Annotated in this window: 18 protein-coding genes and 2 pseudogenes; 2 read left to right on the forward strand and 18 right to left on the reverse strand. The window is 57.3% G+C overall.

Annotated features, from left to right (window positions below; all coding sequences use genetic code 11):
• Positions 1–10: 10 nt before the first annotated feature.
• The 15 genes and pseudogenes from ACFQT0_RS23690 to ACFQT0_RS23760 form a co-directional block, all read right to left on the reverse strand.
• Complete coding sequence (locus tag ACFQT0_RS23690; protein ID WP_380205504.1) at positions 11–397, reverse strand: GNAT family N-acetyltransferase; 387 nt, start codon at positions 395–397, stop codon at positions 11–13.
• On the reverse strand, positions 372–1,127 hold the full coding sequence (locus tag ACFQT0_RS23695; protein WP_380205505.1) for a hypothetical protein: 756 nt from the start codon (positions 1,125–1,127) through the stop codon (positions 372–374). The genes ACFQT0_RS23690 and ACFQT0_RS23695 overlap by 26 nt, the downstream gene beginning before the upstream one ends.
• A 73-nt stretch (positions 1,128–1,200) precedes the next feature.
• On the reverse strand, positions 1,201–1,950 hold the full coding sequence (locus tag ACFQT0_RS23700) for a ChaN family lipoprotein (protein WP_380205506.1): 750 nt from the start codon (positions 1,948–1,950) through the stop codon (positions 1,201–1,203).
• Between the two features lie 169 nt (positions 1,951–2,119).
• Positions 2,120–2,791: an ABC transporter permease gene (locus ACFQT0_RS23705; RefSeq protein ID WP_380205507.1), complete on the reverse strand. Its 672-nt coding sequence runs from the start codon at positions 2,789–2,791 to the stop codon at positions 2,120–2,122.
• The gene (locus ACFQT0_RS23710; RefSeq protein WP_380205508.1) at positions 2,688–3,185 is read right to left on the reverse strand and encodes an ABC transporter permease; all 498 of its coding nucleotides are present in this window, start codon (positions 3,183–3,185) and stop codon (positions 2,688–2,690) included. The genes ACFQT0_RS23705 and ACFQT0_RS23710 overlap by 104 nt, the downstream gene beginning before the upstream one ends.
• The gene (locus ACFQT0_RS23715) at positions 3,154–3,567 is read right to left on the reverse strand and encodes an ABC transporter permease (protein WP_380205509.1); all 414 of its coding nucleotides are present in this window, start codon (positions 3,565–3,567) and stop codon (positions 3,154–3,156) included. The genes ACFQT0_RS23710 and ACFQT0_RS23715 overlap by 32 nt, the downstream gene beginning before the upstream one ends.
• Positions 3,568–3,689: 122 nt before the next feature.
• Positions 3,690–4,630: pseudogene (locus ACFQT0_RS23720) on the reverse strand (ABC transporter ATP-binding protein).
• Between the two features lie 49 nt (positions 4,631–4,679).
• On the reverse strand, positions 4,680–5,309 hold the full coding sequence (locus ACFQT0_RS23725; protein ID WP_380205510.1) for a hypothetical protein: 630 nt from the start codon (positions 5,307–5,309) through the stop codon (positions 4,680–4,682).
• Positions 5,309–5,818 carry an RNA polymerase sigma factor gene (locus ACFQT0_RS23730; RefSeq protein ID WP_380205511.1) on the reverse strand — a complete coding sequence of 170 codons (510 nt, stop codon included), beginning with the start codon at positions 5,816–5,818 and terminating at the stop codon, positions 5,309–5,311. Before ACFQT0_RS23730 ends, ACFQT0_RS23725 begins: the two co-directional genes overlap by 1 nt.
• Before the next feature lie 439 nt (positions 5,819–6,257).
• Positions 6,258–7,397, reverse strand: coding sequence for a molecular chaperone DnaJ (gene dnaJ / locus ACFQT0_RS23735; protein ID WP_380205512.1), 1,140 nt, complete (start codon positions 7,395–7,397; stop codon positions 6,258–6,260).
• A 40-nt stretch (positions 7,398–7,437) separates the two neighbouring features.
• On the reverse strand, positions 7,438–8,019 hold the full coding sequence (locus ACFQT0_RS23740) for a nucleotide exchange factor GrpE (RefSeq protein WP_380205513.1): 582 nt from the start codon (positions 8,017–8,019) through the stop codon (positions 7,438–7,440).
• 235 nt (positions 8,020–8,254) lie between these two features.
• Positions 8,255–9,312 (reverse strand): annotated as a pseudogene (gene obgE, locus ACFQT0_RS23745) (GTPase ObgE).
• 190 nt (positions 9,313–9,502) lie between these two features.
• On the reverse strand, positions 9,503–10,129 hold the full coding sequence (locus ACFQT0_RS23750) for an adenylate kinase (protein ID WP_380205514.1): 627 nt from the start codon (positions 10,127–10,129) through the stop codon (positions 9,503–9,505).
• 74 nt (positions 10,130–10,203) lie between these two features.
• Entirely contained in the window at positions 10,204–10,743 is a 540-nt protein-coding gene (locus ACFQT0_RS23755) for a phosphoribosyltransferase (protein WP_380205515.1), read from the reverse strand.
• Between the two features lie 336 nt (positions 10,744–11,079).
• Positions 11,080–13,344: a sodium-translocating pyrophosphatase gene (locus ACFQT0_RS23760; protein WP_380205516.1), complete on the reverse strand. Its 2,265-nt coding sequence runs from the start codon at positions 13,342–13,344 to the stop codon at positions 11,080–11,082.
• A gap of 202 nt (positions 13,345–13,546) precedes the next feature.
• On the opposite strand from ACFQT0_RS23760, the gene ACFQT0_RS23765 reads away from it, so the two are divergent.
• Positions 13,547–13,891, forward strand: a complete 345-nt coding sequence (locus tag ACFQT0_RS23765) for a glycosyltransferase family 25 protein (protein ID WP_380205517.1) — start codon at positions 13,547–13,549, stop codon at positions 13,889–13,891.
• Positions 13,892–14,134: 243 nt separating this feature from the next.
• The gene (locus ACFQT0_RS23770) at positions 14,135–14,362 is read left to right on the forward strand and encodes a hypothetical protein (protein WP_380205518.1); all 228 of its coding nucleotides are present in this window, start codon (positions 14,135–14,137) and stop codon (positions 14,360–14,362) included.
• Between the two features lie 12 nt (positions 14,363–14,374).
• On the opposite strand, the gene ACFQT0_RS23775 is transcribed toward ACFQT0_RS23770, so the two are convergent.
• Genes ACFQT0_RS23775 through ACFQT0_RS23785 form a run of 3 tightly spaced genes read right to left on the reverse strand, consistent with a single transcriptional unit; the run spans position 14,375 to position 15,235 of the window.
• A complete protein-coding gene (locus ACFQT0_RS23775; RefSeq protein ID WP_380205519.1) occupies positions 14,375–14,710 on the reverse strand; it encodes a M20/M25/M40 family metallo-hydrolase in 336 nt (111 codons plus the stop codon).
• Between the two features lie 10 nt (positions 14,711–14,720).
• Positions 14,721–15,011, reverse strand: a complete 291-nt coding sequence (locus ACFQT0_RS23780) for a hypothetical protein (RefSeq protein WP_380205520.1) — start codon at positions 15,009–15,011, stop codon at positions 14,721–14,723.
• Positions 15,005–15,235, reverse strand: coding sequence for a hypothetical protein (locus ACFQT0_RS23785; RefSeq protein WP_380205521.1), 231 nt, complete (start codon positions 15,233–15,235; stop codon positions 15,005–15,007). Before ACFQT0_RS23785 ends, ACFQT0_RS23780 begins: the two co-directional genes overlap by 7 nt.
• Positions 15,236–15,368 lie beyond the last annotated feature (133 nt).

The following is a 15,368-nucleotide window of genomic DNA, read 5'->3' on the forward strand; positions in this document are numbered from 1 at the left end:
AAATGTTGTTTCATCCTTTCTTGCTCATCTGAAGCTCCACTTCTCCGTTTGGCCTAGTTCCCACATTCCGCCATCCCGCCTTCCGATAAAAGGCCTCCGCCCGCGTACCCGGCCCCGTTCCCAGCCACACGGGCTCGTCGGTTTGGCTGAAATACCAGGTTAGCATGGTATCGTGCAGGGCACGGCCTATCCCCTGCTTGTCGAAATCGGGGTGCACGAACAGCGCCCAGATGTTGTGGCCTTGCAAATCGACAATCGCAAAGCCCACGGTTCGGCCGTCAACTTCCGCTACCCACCCTTTGCCGCGGCGCGTCAGGTACTCCACATAATCTTTGTAGGTCACCAATCCGGGCGTGCTCAGCACGTTTTCTTTAACGGCAAGACGAATTTCCGACATCCCCGGAATGTCGGAAATCTGGGCTTCTCTGAGGAACATGAGCTGAAGCATTGGGAGCGGCTAAAGGTACAGCCTGCACCCGTTGCTGGCATCTAGCTGAAATCGTAAGGATAGCCAATGGCCCGTAGGTCTTCCTCCAGCCTGCGCCCAGTCGTCGAGGCTCATCCACAATGTCGAGTACCGTGGCCTTGGTCAGTGGCTCGCCCCGGTAGATTTTTGCCACGGCCGCCACGTCGATGGGCGAGCGGTCGGTTTCCTCGCCGTAGTATTCGTCGGCCCACTCCGCATAGGTCTCGGGGTTGCTGTCGAGCATGAAAAGCAGTTCTTCGGAACCGTCATCCTCGTTCTCTAGCACGCCGGTTTGCCAGCCGAGCCCGGCGGTGTTCCACAGGCAGAAGGTGGTGCCGATGGAGTTGACCGGCTCACCGAAAATGAAGTCGTCAAAAACCTCGGGCAGGCCGCGCGTCACCTGGGCCTTGTCGGGCTGGTCGTAGCCGTCGAGGTAGCCATTTATCACACAGCCTTCGGGGCGGAATAAAATCAGCATCTGGTCGCCTTCGCCGTCGCTCATCTCCAGCACCTGCTCTTCTTCGCCCCAGTCGGCATTGTAGGTGTAGTAGCGGTATTCCAAATCCTGCGAATTGATGGCATCGAGCACGGCCAGGGCCTTGCTGATTCGCTTCAAATCTGCTGCGTCGGGCAGCCCACTATAGTCCTGGGTCGAAATCATGGTTAAGAATAAGGGATGGTCAACTTTCCCTTAATACGACTTACTCATGTCGGCCGGTACCGCTACCACAAAATCAGCCAGATTCACCTGCTCCTTGTCGAGCCTGCTGCAGCTGCTCCTGGCTCACCACGCTCAGGGTTTTTACGCGCAGCTTGGGCGCGTACTGGCGCAGGTAGGCCACAATGCCGTCGTGGCGGTCGGAGTGGTAGCTGCCGTTGAGGTGGAGCAGGGTTTGGCCGTTTTGGCAGCTGGCCCGGATGAAGTGGGCCATGGTGGCATCCTTCAGCGCCTGGGCTTGGATAATGTTCTGGGCCCCGCCGCCGTGGGCTTTGCCATCGCCACCGAACATGGCGGCCATGTTCTTGTAGCCGGGCAACTCGTAATCCACCTTCAGGGGCAGCGGCGCCAGCAGGGCGCGGTCTACGGCCGGCAGCTTGTCGAGCGCCTTGAGGCTGCCGCGGGCCACAGCCTGGGCAAATGGGCGCGGGACGTTGGTGCCCACGACGGGCACTTTGTTTTGACGGGCAAAAAGCAGCAGTGGGCGGTAGTCGGTGGCGTAGTTGGGCCACGGGCGGGCCTGGCGCTCGAAAGCGGTATCGGCCAGCGTGCCGGCAGTGTATTGAGCCACCAGGGGCTGCACGTCGCGCTCAAACATCTCCAGCCCTAGCACCAACTGGCCGGGCTTTTTGAGGCGCAGCAGGTCTTTGGCTACTTGCAGCTCTAGCCAGTGGGCCATCACGTCGTTGTGCTGCTCCCCGAACAATACCACATCGGCCTGCGCCAGTTCGGCAAGCATCTGGTCGTAGTCGGCCGGTTGGCCCACGGCGGTAAAGAGCCGGTAGGCGGGCCGGTCGCCGGTGAAGGCAACTGTGGTTGCCGCTAGGCAAAGAATAACGAGTGAACTAACGATGGACTTTGTCATAAAAAAAGAACGTCAGGCCGAGCGTGTCGAAGCATCTCTACCTCAAAATTAACCCATTTTGCAGGTTTAGTTACGCGGTAGAGATGCTTCGACTGCGCTTAGCATGACGTTCAAAGTTCGCCAGGCGGGGCGCTTTTACCCCTTGTAAAACATCCACTTGCCCAGCTCGCGGTAGGTCACCTTCTTGCCGTACATCAGCACGCCTACGCGGTAGATGCGTGCTGCTACCCACACCGTACCAATGAAGCCCAAAATGAGCAGGAATATGGACAGCGCCAGCCTGCCACATGGGCACGCCGAAGGGCAGGCGGATGACCATGGCAATGGGCGAGGTAAAGGGAATCATCGACATCCAGAAAGCCACCGGGCCGTCCGGATTGCGCAGGATGACGGATACGCCCACGATATAGCTCAGGATGAGCGGCATCGTTATCGGCAGCATGAATTGTTGGGTATCGGTCTGGTCGTCGACGGCTGCTCCCACGGCCCCAAACAGGGCCCCGTACAGCAGATAGCCGCCCAGGAAGTAGATGATAAAGCCAAAGAGAATGGTGCCCAGGGGCAGATTGCCCAGGATTTCGAAGGCCTTGAAACGACCCGTCATGGCCGTTTGGGGGCCGTTGGCATTCATGCCTTGCTCAAACTTTTCGCTCGACGTCTGCGGGCCATCGGCGGGAGCATTTGCGTTCGCGCGCGCCGTGGTCATTTCGGTCTTGGCGTTGCTCTCTACGGATTTCACCATTAAGGGCGCCAGCAGCGACCACGCCAAACGACAGGATGCCCCACAGCAGAAACTGCGTGAGTCCCACGGCCGCAATGCCCAGAATCTTGCCCATCATCAGCTCAAACGGCTTCACCGAAGACAGCATTACTTCCATGATGCGGCTCGACTTCTCCTCGCCCACCCCGCGCATAATCTGCACGCCGTAGATGAAAATGAACAGGTAAATGGCCAGCGCCAGCACGTAGGCCATGCCCGACGTGGCCAGGGCGTTGCTGTCGGCTTCTTTGCCGGTGTCGTCGAGGCTGATGGCTTGTAGCTCAACTTTGGAGCGCAGGCGGTCCAGCTGGTCCTGCGAGAGGCCCGACTTCTGCATTTTCAGCTCAGAAAAGGCCTTGTTCAGCGCCGTTTCCACGGCCAGCCTGCTTTTTGAGGCTGATGTTGCCTTTGCCGTAGAACTGCACCCCCGCGGGCTTCTCCACGTCGAGGCCGGCAGGCAGGTAGAGCAGGCCGTCGTGCTTGGCTTTCTGGAAACCCTTTTTAGCTTCGGCCAGACTGCCGGCGGCCGTTTCGAACCGCTGCGGGGTGCTCACGAGGCGACTGGCGATGCCCAGGCCGCTGTCGTCGCGCACTTCCACCACGTCGGTGCTGTCGTTGTCGGAGCTGGCCATCTTGACCACCACAAACCCAAAGCCCGCCAGCAGCAGCGGCACGGCCAGGGTGAGAATAATAAAAGCTTTTTTGCGCACACGGGTGAGGTATTCGCGTTGGGCAACGAGTAAAAATTTAGAAGCCATGATGTAAAAAGTGTCATCCTGAGCGCAGCGAAGGACCTAATCACGCCCGCGCCGCCAGAGTTAGTAAAACCGACGAAAGCAGCCGTGATAAGATGCTTCCTTCGTCAGCATGACAGATGGTTTTAGGCGGTTTCTTCCACCAGAGTTTCCGGCATGGTTTCGCGCACGCGCCGGATAAAAATCTCGTTGATGCTCGGAATCTGCTCCCGGAAAGACTCCACTTCCACGTAGTTGATGAGGTAGCGCAGCAGGTCGTTGGGCCGCACGCCGGCGTGCAGCTGCACCCGGGCAAAGAAATGGCCGTTTTCGCGCTCGGTTTGCTCCACCACCTCAAAATCGGGGTGTACGACCATCAGCTTGCCCTTGCCTTCTACCGCGTAGGTATTGGTCTTAAACTGATTGCGAATCAGTCCAACAGGGCCGTCGAGCACCTTGCGCGCGCGGTTGATGAGGGCAATGCTGTCGCAGAGCTCCTCCACCGACTCCATGCGGTGCGTCGAGAAGATGATGGTAGCGCCCTGCTTGCGCAGCTCCAGAATTTCGTCCTTTATCAGGTTGGCATTAATCGGGTCGAAGCCCGAAAACGGCTCGTCGAGAATAATCAGGCTGGGCTGGTGCATCACCGTGGCAATGAACTGCACCTTCTGCTGCATGCCCTTGCTCAAGTCCTCCACGTTTTTGTTGGCCCATTGCTTTATATCAAAGCGCTCGAGCCACTGCTTGATGCGCTGGGTGGCATCGGCTTTGGTGAGGCCGCGCAGGCTGGGCCAGGTACAAGAGCCTGCTCGCCCACTTTCATCTTCTTGTACAGCCCCCGCTCCTCGGGCAGGTAGCCGATTTGGGCCGCGTGCTCGGGCTTGAGCTTCTCGCCCCGGAAACGGATTTCACCGGCATCGGCCCCCGTAATCTGGGTAATGATGCGAATGAGTGAGGTTTTGCCGGCGCCGTTGGGCCCGAGCAACCCGAAAATGCTGCCCTCCGGAATGGACAGGCTCACGCCGTCGAGGGCCACGTGGTTGGCATACGCCTTTCGCACGTCAATGGCTTCAAGAATAGGTTTCACAGAAAAAGGAGTTAGTTGGTGGGCTAAATGTAGGATAATGATGCGACTATCAGCCCGTAGGCTCGTCGCCCAGCTCCCGCAAGCTGGCTTCGAGGCGGTCGAGGTGCTGGCCGTAGAGGCGCTGCAGGTACTTGCGCGTCATGCTGGCCACCGGCAGGTACAGCAGGGCGGGCAGCAGTACCACCAGCCCCACCACCAGCACAATACCCGGCAGCGATGTAAAATTTACGCCGTGTTTAAATTCGGAATCGGCCATCAGCACATTCAACAGACCCGCCACCGGAAGCATGGCCAGGGTGAAGCGGTAGTAGAAAAGGATAAGCGCACGTAGGCCGCTCACCAGTTGCTGCAAATGTGCCCGCAGGTCGCCCATGGGTTCATCCATGCGGCGCAGCAAATGGAGCTTGCGGTACAGGTAACCGATGCAGACAGCGCAAATTGCTACCAACACCCAGCCAAAAACCTGCAGCCAGAATTTTGGCCCCCACCAAGCCAGTGCCAGTGACCCTAGCAGCAACCCGAAATTGATGTACAGTTCCAACCGGGCGCTACGTCGCAGGCGCTCCACGATGCCGTCGGATTGCTGGGCTAGCAATCGGGTAAGCGCGGCCGCATCGAGCGGGGCAGGTGGGTCGGCGGCGGGCTGCTGCCACTGGCGGCGGAGTTCATCAAGTTCCATCAGGCGGCGGGGACTAAAAGGGAGCGGAGTTTTTCCTGCACGCGGTGCATTTTCACGCGCACGTTATTTTGAGTAATGCCCAGGATGTCGGCCATCTCGTCGTAGGGCCGGTCTTCCAGGTACAGCAGCACGAAGGCCTTGTCTACTTCCGACAAGCGGTTGATGGCTTGGTAGAGGGCCGCCTGGTCTTCGGCGTCGGGCCCCGCCTCCGGGCCTTGGGCCACGGCCAGCGCTTCGGCATCCAGCTCGCTTGGTGCCGGGCGCCGGGTGCGCTGGCGCAGGTTAGAGATGGCCACGTTCAGAGCAATGCGATAGAGCCACGTGCTGAGCTTGGCGCCCGGCTGCGGCACGTAGCGCGGCCACGCCCGCCACAGCTGCAGCACCATTTCCTGAAACAGGTCCTGGCGGTCGTCGGCATTCTGGCAGTACAGCCGGGCCACGCGCCGCAGCAGCGGCTGGTATTCATTCAGCGCAGCAACAAAATCGGCAGAAGGCGCAGCAGCAGGCATGTAGAGCAGTGGTTTCGGGAAGTTAATCGCAGCGGGACGCGACGCATTACAGGTGGTCGCGAATATTTCCGCTGCACTCGGAAGCTATGCCGCTTAGCTCGTTATGCAGAGCGCAGCGAAGCATCTTTACCGCTTCGTTGAGCCGAAGCTAAGGCACCTCACCCCCGGCCCCTCTCCCAAGGAGAAGGGAGCCACGGCACAAGATTCAGCCCAATTTTTAATCAAAAGACCCAGGCTCAAGATTGAGCCAGGTCTTTTTTCATTAGGTTAACGTCAGGCTCCCCTCTCCTTGCGAGAGGGGCCGGGGGTGAGGTTCTCCATGCTACGCCGTTTGCGCCTGGCTCAGCATAGTTGTTCTGTGTAGCCTTCTCGCCACACAAAGAAAAAGCCCCGCCCAACCAATGGTCAGACAGGGCCTTTAAAACTACGTTCAGACAGATTAAGCGAAATACTCCTTCACTTTCTCAAAGAAGCCTTTCTCGTTCTTGCCGGGGTGCGGCGTGAAGTTGTCCGAGTCGCGCAGCTTCTCCAGCAGCTCGCGCTCCTGGTTGCTCACGTGCTTGGGCGTCCACACATTCAGGTGAATGAGCTGGTCGCCGCGGCCGTAACCGTTCAGGTCCTTGATGCCCTTGCCGCGCAGGCGCAGGATTTTGCCGGGCTGGGTGCCCGGGTCCACCTTGATTTTCACCTTGCCTTCGATGGTCGGCACTTCCAGGTTGGCGCCCAACGCCGCATCCACGAAGGAGATGTACTGCTCGTACATGATGTTGTTGCCGTCGCGCTTCAGGAATTCGTGCGGCTCCTCCTCAATCTGAATGAGCAGGTCGCCGGGCACGCCGCCGCGCTCCGGGAAGTTGCCTTTCCCGTTCATGCTCAGCTGCATGTCGTTGGCCACGCCCGCCGGAATATTGATGGGAATCACTTCCTCGTGCAGTTGCCGGCCTTCGCCTTTGCACACGTCGCAGGTAGCGGTCACGGTCTTGCCTTCGCCGTTGCAGGTGGGGCAAGTGCTGCTGCTCACCATCTGGCCGAGCATAGTGTTTACCACGCGCTTGGTCTGGCCCTGGCCCTGGCATGTCTGGCAGGTTTTCAGCTCGGTACCGTTTTTGGCGCCGGTGCCGCTGCAGGGCTGGCAGGCCACGTAGCGCTTCACCTTGATTTTCTTCTCGACGCCGTTGGCGATTTCCTCCAGGTCGAGCTTCAGCTTGATGCGCAGGTTCGAGCCCTTGCGCTGGCGCCGGCCACCGCCCTGGCGCCCGCCGCCGAAGAAGCCTTCGAAGCCGCCCCCGCCGCCGAAAATATCGCCGAACTGCGAGAAGATGTCCTCCATGTTGGGCCCACCGCCGTTGCCGCCCATGCCTTGGTGGCCAAACCGGTCGTACCGGGCCCGCTTGTCGGCGTTGCTCAGCACTTCGTACGCCTCGGCCGCTTCCTTAAACTTGTCTTCGGCCGTGGGGTCGTCGGGGTTCTTGTCGGGGTGGTACTTGATGGCCATTTTGCGGTAGGCCGACTTGATTTCGTCGCCCGCCGCATTTTTGGCGATACCTAATATCTCGTAATAATCGCGCTTGGTTGCCATCGTCTTCTATAAATTTCCCGGAGCAGAATCCACAAAGATACTACTGCCCAAGCACCACTTTAGCGTGGCGAATCACCTTATCACCTAAATAGTAACCCTTTTCCACCTCGTCTACGATTTTCCCTTTCAGGTCTTCGCTGGGCGCCGGAATCTGGGTAATGGCTTCGTGCAGTTCGGCGTCAAAGTCGCCGCCCTTCGCGTCCATTGCCGTCAAACCCTTTTGCTGCAGGGTTTTGTTCAGCTTGGTCTGAATAATATCAATGCTCTCGCGCACGGCGGCAGCATCGGTGGCATTCTGGGTGGCGTTGCGGGCGCGCTCAAAGTCGTCGAGCACGGGCAGCAAAGCCGTCATCAGCTCCTGGTTGGCCGTCTTAAACAGCTCAATTCGCTCCTTGGTGGTGCGACGCTTGTAGTTTTCAAACTCGGCAGCCAGACGCAGGTACTTGTCCTTCAGCTCGGCCAGCTCTACCTCGGCGCGGCTGGCCTCCTGGTCGGGAGCATCCGTTGCCGTTCCTTCAGCCGTAGTCGTGTCGGGGGTATCGCCATCGGCCATTTCGCCAGCTACGTTGGCGGGGTCAGCGGTCAGGTTGTCGTCCTGGGGCAGGTTATTGTCGTCAGCCATTTTAGGAAATATTCGTCGGAATGGGTTTTTCACGGGGTTAGCCGGTTGGTCACGTTGGCGGCACAAGGAACTTGCCAAAGGGGCGGCGGCTGCCATAGTGGCACAGCAGCCTGCTGCACCGGTTAGCATAGCGTTGACTCAACTCGTCTGTAAAATTGAGCTGATACTTTACATGAAACGGCCCCAACTCAGCAATTGAGTTGAGGCCGTACCATCAGGCAGTTATTTATTAAGGCTAAGCCGTCCACTCTTCGCTGTCCTCTTCCCGGAAGCTCTGCCGCACGGGCGCGGCATTGCGCCGATTTTCCTCCAGCGCCTTCCAAATCATGTCCTTGAGCTGAACTATGTTCTTGTTGGCGAGGCTGGAAATGAAGACGGAAGGAATATCTGCCGGCAACGTCTCGCGGATTTCAGCCTCCAGGCTCGTCGTCAATCATGTCTGACTTCGTGATGGCCAGCAGGCGCTTCTTCTCCAACAGCTCGGGGTTGAACTGCTCCAGCTCCCCGAGCAGCACCTGGTACTCGGCCGCAATGTCGGGGCTGTCGCAGCTTATCATGAAGAGCAGCATGGAGTTGCGCTCAATGTGACGCAGGAAGCGCGTACCCAGGCCTTTGCCTTCTGCCGCGCCTTCTATGATACCGGGAATGTCGGCCATCACGAAGGATTTGTAGTCGCGGTAGGCCACCACGCCCAGGTTGGGCACCAGAGTCGTGAAGGCGTAGTCCGCAATCTTGGGCTTGGCGGCCGATACCACCGACAGCAAGGTGCTCTTGCCCGCATTGGGGAAGCCCACTAAGCCCACATCGGCCAGCAGCTTCAGCTCAAGAATAATGATGGCCTCGATAGCTGGCTCGCCGGGCTGCGCGTAGGTCGGAGCCTGGTTGATGGAGTTCTTGAAATGGTCGTTGCCCCAGCCGCCTCGGCCGCCAGGTACAAGAATGAGCCGCTGGCCATGCTCTGTAATTTCCAGCAGCCTGCGTGCCGTCGGGGTCGCGGGCTACGGTGCCTAGGGGCACTTGCAGCACAATGTCCTCGCCCTGCGCGCCGCTGCGCAGGTTTTCGCCCCCGCCTTCGCCGTCCTTGGCAAAGACGTGCTTTTGGTACTGCAGGTGCAGCAAGGTCCAGAGCTGAGAGTTGCCTTCCAGTATAATGTGGCCGCCGCGGCCGCCGTCGCCGCCATCAGGGCCGCCGTTGGGCAGGCCCTTGGCCCGGAAAAAGTGGTGCGAGCCCGCCCCGCCTTTGCCCGAGCGGCAGATGAGCTTGACGTAGTCGATAAAGTTATTAGAAGCCACAGAAATGGGGGAATTAGATGTAAAAGAACTGTCATCCTGAGCATTCCGCGTATCAAGCGGAGACGAAGGACCTCATCAAGTTTGAACGACAATCGTTCAGGCGTGATAAAGTCCTTCGTCTCCGCTTGATACGCGGAATGCTCAGGATGACAGCCGTATTAAAATATGACAGCGGTGTTAAAACGTAAAGTTACGCTTTTACTTCGCGCGTAGCCTCTGCGGGGTTGTCGGTCGTGGCCGGCTTGTGCTGGTCGATGAGCGCACAGATTTGACCGAAAATGGTGTCGATGGGCCCAATGCCGTTGAGGGCGTGGAATTTATTCTGAGCCGCATAGTAGCCAGCTACTTGAGCCGTTTCGGTGTTGTACACCGTTACGCGACGGCGAATTTTGCTTACGTCCTGGTCGTCGGGGCGGCCGCTGGTTTTGCCGCGCTCAAGCAGGCGCGTCACCAGTTCCTCCTCCCCTACTTCCAGTGCAATCATGCAGTTGATGCCGCTGTCGTGCTGGGCCAGGAGTTGGTCAAGCCGCTCGGCCTGGGGCACCGTGCGCGGAAAACCATCGAAAATGAAGCCGCCGGCGGTTTCCTTATTAGCCTGCAGGGCATTGTCTATCATGCCGATTACGACTTCGTCGGGCACCAGCAGGCCCTCGTCCATCAGCTTTTTGGCGGTGAGGCCAAGCTCGGTGCCTTGGGCTATCTGGGCTCGCAGCAGGTCGCCGGTGCTCAGGTGCACAAGGTTGTACTGGGCAATAAGTTTTTGGCTCTGGGTTCCTTTGCCGGCGCCGGGCGGGCCGAACAGCACGATATTCAACATGAAAAGAAGCGTTGCGCGAGGGGAAAGAGAAAGGTGGGTTTGGGCAAGTTAATCATTTGAGGCCAGAAGAGCCGCTACACCGCCACGTATACGTCGGGCAGATTCCGGCCCAGGCCGTCGTAGTCGAGGCCGTAGCCCACCACGAAGTCGTTGGGAATTTCCAAGGCTACGTAGCGCAGGTCGAGCGGATGCTGCAGGCTTTCGGGCTTGAAAAACAGCGTAGCGATTTCGACCGACGCCGGGCCTTTGGCATGCAGCGTGGGCAGCAAATGGTGCATGGTGGTGCCGGTATCAACGATGTCTTCGACAATGATGAGATGGCGGCCCTGCACGTCTTCGCGCAAGCCCAGGATTTCCTGCACCACGCCGCTGCTGCCCGTGCCCTCATACGAGGCCACCCGAATAAAGACTATCTCGCAGGGCCCCGTAATGCGCTTGAGCAGGTCAGAAGCGAACATAAATGCCCCCGTGAGCACCACGACGAACAACGGTTCGCGCCCGGCATAATCGGCGCTGAGGCGGGCAGCCAGCGCAGTCACGGCTTCATCCAGTTGGGCAACCGATAAATACGGTCGAAAGGCTTTGTTGTGGATGCTGATGTGGGAGTGACCCATGCGGCGCTTATAGAATGAGCCACAAAGCTACTGTCTGAACCACGGATTGGCTTCGCCGAACCCCGTTTCATTCAGGTTGGTCGGATTCAGTAGATTTTGTTGATGGTCCGAATCCTTCATAATTGAGCCGTAGCCAGCTCAAGATGCTTAACAGAATCCTTAGCCACAACAGGACGACATCCTGATAATTGAGCTGGATTGGACACTCCACCCCATGGGTCAACACAAGAAAGGGCCACTCAATTGAGTGGCCCTTTCTTATTACAGAAGCGTTAAGCAGGCTTTTTACAGAATCCGAACAAAACAAAGCTCGGCGCAGCCAATCGGGGGTTCAGATTACTTCACTTCGCGCAGCACGGTGTAAATCACCCGGGCAGCGGCGGGCGCAATGGTTTCGGTGTAGCGCAGGCGCGGACGGCTGGCAATTTCGGTCCTCTCGTTTTCCAGCTTCACCGGCGCCATGCCGCGCTCCCCGCCTTTCTCGGCAATGTGGGGCGCGATAACCAGCGATACGATGCTCATCAGCTTGATAAGGATGTTCATGCTTGGGCCAGACGTATCCTTAAAGGGGTCGCCCACAGTATCTCCAGTCACGGAAGCTTTGTGCGCGTCTGAGCCTTTGTACTGCATCACGCCATTCACCAGCACGCCCTTTTCGAAGGACTTCTTGGCGTTATCCCAGGCCCCACCGGCGTTGCTCTGGAACATGGCCATCAGCACGCCGCTCACAGTCACGCCGGCCAGCAGGCCGCCCAGCACCTCGGCCGAAGAAGCATTGGAGAACAAGCCGCGGCAGCCAAAGCCCACGATAATAGGCGTCAGCAGCGCGATAGCACCCGGCAGAATCATCTCCCGAATAGCCGCCTGCGTGCTGATGGCTACGCACTTCTCATATTCCGGCCGGCCCGTGCCTTCCATAATACCCGGAATCTCGCGGAACTGACGGCGAACTTCCTGCACCATGGCCATGGCTGCCCGACCCACGGCCGCAATGGCCAGGGAAGAGAAGATAAACGGAATCATGGCGCCAATGAATACGCCAGCCAAAATCGGAGCTTTGCTAATGTCAATAGAAGTAATGTTGGCCGTGCCCATGAAGGCTGCAAACAACGCCAGCGAGGTCAGGGCCGCTGAGGCGATGGCGAAGCCTTTACCCGTAGCGGCAGTGGTATTGCCCACGGCGTCGAGAATGTCGGTCCGCTCGCGCACCTCCTTGGGCAGTTCGCACATTTCGGCAATACCGCCGGCGTTGTCGGCAATTGGGCCAAATGCGTCAATCGCCAGCTGCATGGCCGTGGTGGCCATCATGCCCGCCGCAGCAATAGCCACGCCGTAAAGGCCCGCAGCTTCGTAGCTCAACACAATGCCAGCGGCCAGCACCAGGATAGGAAGCACGGTGCTTTCCATGCCCACTGCCAAACCGCCGATTACGGTGGTGGCGTGGCCGGTGCTGCTTTGCTGCACAATGCTGTTCACCGGGCGCTTGCCCATAGCAGTGTAATACTCCGTGATGATACTCATCAGAGTGCCTACCACCAGACCTACCACCACGGCATAGAATACGCCCATGGCATCAAACGTCACATTACGAATGGTGAAGTTACCTGCGGGCAAAATCCACATTATCAGAAAGTAGGAAGCAATAGCTGACACTACTACGGAGATGTAGTTGCCCGTATTCAGTGCAGCCTGCACATTACCACCCTCCTTTACCCGCACGCAGAGGATGCCGATGAGCGAAGCGACGATGCCCATGCCCGCAATGGCCATCGGCAGGAAGATGGGCGACAGCCCACCGAACTGGTCACCGGTCACGGTTACTTCGCGGCCCAGCACCATGGTAGCCAATATTGTAGCCACGTAGGACCCGAACAAGTCGGCACCCATGCCGGCCACGTCGCCCACGTTGTCGCCCACGTTGTCGGCAATGGTAGCGGGGTTGCGGGGGTCGTCTTCCGGAATGCCGGCTTCCACCTTGCCCACCAGGTCAGCGCCCACGTCGGCCGCTTTGGTATAGATACCGCCGCCCACACGGGCAAACAAGGCAATGCTTTCGGCCCCCAGCGAGAAGCCCGTAAGCACCTCCAGTGCTTTCACCATCTCCTCGCCATTGGCAAGGCCGCTGGGCACAAACATCTTATAGAAGACGATAAACAGCGACCCCAGCCCAAGTACCGCCAGGCCAGCCACGCCCATGCCCATCACCGAGCCGCCCGAGAACGACACATTCAGCGCCGTGCTCAAGCTCGTTTTGGCAGCCTGCGCCGTGCGCACGTTGGCTTTGGTAGCGATTTTCATCCCAATGAAGCCCGCCAACGCCGAGAACACGCCTCCAATAAGGAAGGCAATAACGATAACCGGGCTAGAATTTCCGCTGGTAGTACCCAGGTAAAACAGGAAAGCTCCGGCAATCAACCCAAACATGGCCAAGACTTTGTATTCTGCCTTTAGAAAGGCAATGGCCCCGTCGGCAATGTACCCGGCGATGGTAGTCATGCGAGCATCGCCAGCATCTTGTTTGGACACCCAACCAGCACGCAGCCAAGTATATAGCAGCGCAAACACACCCAAGGCGGGCACAGCGTAAAGATAATTCGTCATAAAAGGCGAAAAAGGGTGAGTGATTAAAAAAGGTTAAAATTTGATTTCAAGTGGCAAAATAGACTATTAACTTCATATGCATTGGTCATCTGTTATTGGTAATAAAGATTAAAATAGGCTTCGCTACTCGGGCAAAGCTTTGTGGTTGCGCTTGATTGGCCTCTAACTTTGGGGTTCATCAAGCTATTCGCAGCTTCTCCGTATGAAAACCTTTGTTATCAATCTTGAGCGCTCAACTATGAGACGCGCTTCCATCCAAAAGCAACTCGACGCTCAAGAAATTGATTTTGAGTTCATAAAAGCAGTAGACGGGGCACAACTAAGTGATGAGTACTTGGCTAAAATTTGCAACTTTGAGGAATTGGCTAAGCGTCCGTATATACAACACAAAGGCATGTATGGCTGTATCTTAAGCCATTATCATATCTATGAAAAAATAGTAAATGACAACCTACCTTATGCATTAGTTTTAGAAGACGATGTTGTAATTCAGCCAGGTATAAAAGCGGTGCTCGCGGAGCCTGGAGACAAAAATTCAGGCCAATGAGGCTATTCTAATTTTTACTCAAAACAACTTCATGCCCACGGTGCTTTCCGAGCAAAACGCGGATGAGCTATCGGGTAACTATCGCCTTTCCTATCCTATGGAACCATGGGCGCTAGGCTCAACAGCTGGATATGTCATTAGTCAAGAAGCAGCAAGGGGTATGCTGAACTATATGCTGCCCATTCATGTGGGCCCAGATGCTTGGATAACGTTCTATCGCGATAAGGCTATTAACAGCCTCCGGTGCGTAACCCCATTTTTGGTAAAGCCAGTGGCTTTACCAGTGACATTGATTATATCAAAAAGGCGGGTCTGCTCGGAAAAGCGTTAGCATTCGTTAAAAAATACCAAATTTTTCCATTTAAACAACTATTGGACTTGCGCCGCAGGCATGCGCTTGAGAAGTCCATGCAATATTCCTTTTCTTCTGAGCCCTCGCCCGTAGCTCAAGCCCAAATAGCCCATAAGTGATGTGACAAATGCTCACAATTCCCGCATCAAAACCTGGTAAAGTGCTAGCATACTGGCGATGTCACCCTTGTGGACCAACTCGTCGGGCGAGTGTACTTGGTCCTCGGGAGCGCCAATAAAGCACCAGTCCCACGGCGCAGCGGCGTGCTGCAACTCTTTAGCATCTGAGCCGCCGCTTCCTTCGACTTCCAATTGGTGCGGAATGCCCGATTTGGCAGCAATGGCTCGGATGCGGTCTACATAGGCCCGACGTGGAATGAGCGAGTCGCGCAATGAAATGGCACAGCCCTTTCCTGAGAGAACTCCCTCGGTCACCCAAGTTATGTCAGATATCAGGGCTTGGCGCACGTTATAAGTTTCATATATAAACGTTGCCAGATATGCTACAGCCCCCGCCGTGCTCTTCCCAACAGGAAAAAGCCACAATGCCGTCCTCCAGGGTTTCGCAGAGGCGCAAGGCATTCCAGACGCCCAACCGGTTGTCTAGGTAGCAACTCTGGACGGTAGTATCGGTTTCGCGGAAATCGCAGTAGAAAGTCAGTTCGGTCCCGCGGTCAATGCCGCGGTGGAACGCATAGCCCAACTCACCGGTTTGGTCGTCAATAGTTAATGTGCAGTCTATCTCCCCTTGCGAATCGTGCCCTACCAAGCGGTAGCCGGCTTCGCCCTGGGGGCCCCTATGCGCACCAATTGTCGCCCATAGCGCACCGTAAATCCGATGCTGTCAAGGTGAGCAAAGACGGCCGTGCGCGGCTTACCAAATACCAGCAGGATGCAGTCCTGAAACCGGTCGTCGGCAATGATGGTGGGTTGGTGCTGCCAGGCAGCCTGCGCCTCTTGCACATAATTGAGCACAAAGTGAGTCAGCGCCACTTCATTGCCGGCGGGTGCCGGAACGCGACAAAGGGATTGCAAGAGTTGCATAGGCAAAGCGAATTACGCCCAAAGCTAGACCAAAGTCCGTACTTTAGCAGGCCCGTTTCCCCTACCCTGATTTGGGATGGAA

Origin of the sequence: Hymenobacter humi, from assembly GCF_042665855.1 — a bacterium.
Classification (GTDB): Bacteria; Bacteroidota; Bacteroidia; order Cytophagales; family Hymenobacteraceae; genus Hymenobacter; species Hymenobacter humi.

Excerpts from the sequence above, each read along its gene's own strand:
- ACFQT0_RS23690 (WP_380205504.1), bottom strand. The coding sequence starts at position 397 with ATGTCGGAAATTCGTCTTGCCGTTAAAGAAAACGTGCTGAGCACGCCC.
- ACFQT0_RS23695 (WP_380205505.1), bottom strand. The coding sequence starts at position 1,127 with ATGATTTCGACCCAGGACTATAGTGGGCTGCCCGACGCAGCAGATTTG.
- ACFQT0_RS23705 (WP_380205507.1), bottom strand. The coding sequence starts at position 2,791 with ATGGTGAAATCCGTAGAGAGCAACGCCAAGACCGAAATGACCACGGCG.
- ACFQT0_RS23715 (WP_380205509.1), bottom strand. The coding sequence starts at position 3,567 with ATGGCTTCTAAATTTTTACTCGTTGCCCAACGCGAATACCTCACCCGT.
- ACFQT0_RS23725 (WP_380205510.1), bottom strand. The coding sequence starts at position 5,309 with ATGGAACTTGATGAACTCCGCCGCCAGTGGCAGCAGCCCGCCGCCGAC.
- ACFQT0_RS23730 (WP_380205511.1), bottom strand. The coding sequence starts at position 5,818 with ATGCCTGCTGCTGCGCCTTCTGCCGATTTTGTTGCTGCGCTGAATGAA.
- dnaJ (WP_380205512.1), bottom strand. The coding sequence starts at position 7,397 with ATGGCAACCAAGCGCGATTATTACGAGATATTAGGTATCGCCAAAAAT.
- ACFQT0_RS23740 (WP_380205513.1), bottom strand. The coding sequence starts at position 8,019 with ATGGCTGACGACAATAACCTGCCCCAGGACGACAACCTGACCGCTGAC.
- ACFQT0_RS23750 (WP_380205514.1), bottom strand. The coding sequence starts at position 10,129 with ATGTTGAATATCGTGCTGTTCGGCCCGCCCGGCGCCGGCAAAGGAACC.
- ACFQT0_RS23755 (WP_380205515.1), bottom strand. The coding sequence starts at position 10,743 with ATGGGTCACTCCCACATCAGCATCCACAACAAAGCCTTTCGACCGTAT.
- ACFQT0_RS23760 (WP_380205516.1), bottom strand. The coding sequence starts at position 13,344 with ATGACGAATTATCTTTACGCTGTGCCCGCCTTGGGTGTGTTTGCGCTG.
- ACFQT0_RS23765 (WP_380205517.1), top strand. The coding sequence starts at position 13,547 with ATGAAAACCTTTGTTATCAATCTTGAGCGCTCAACTATGAGACGCGCT.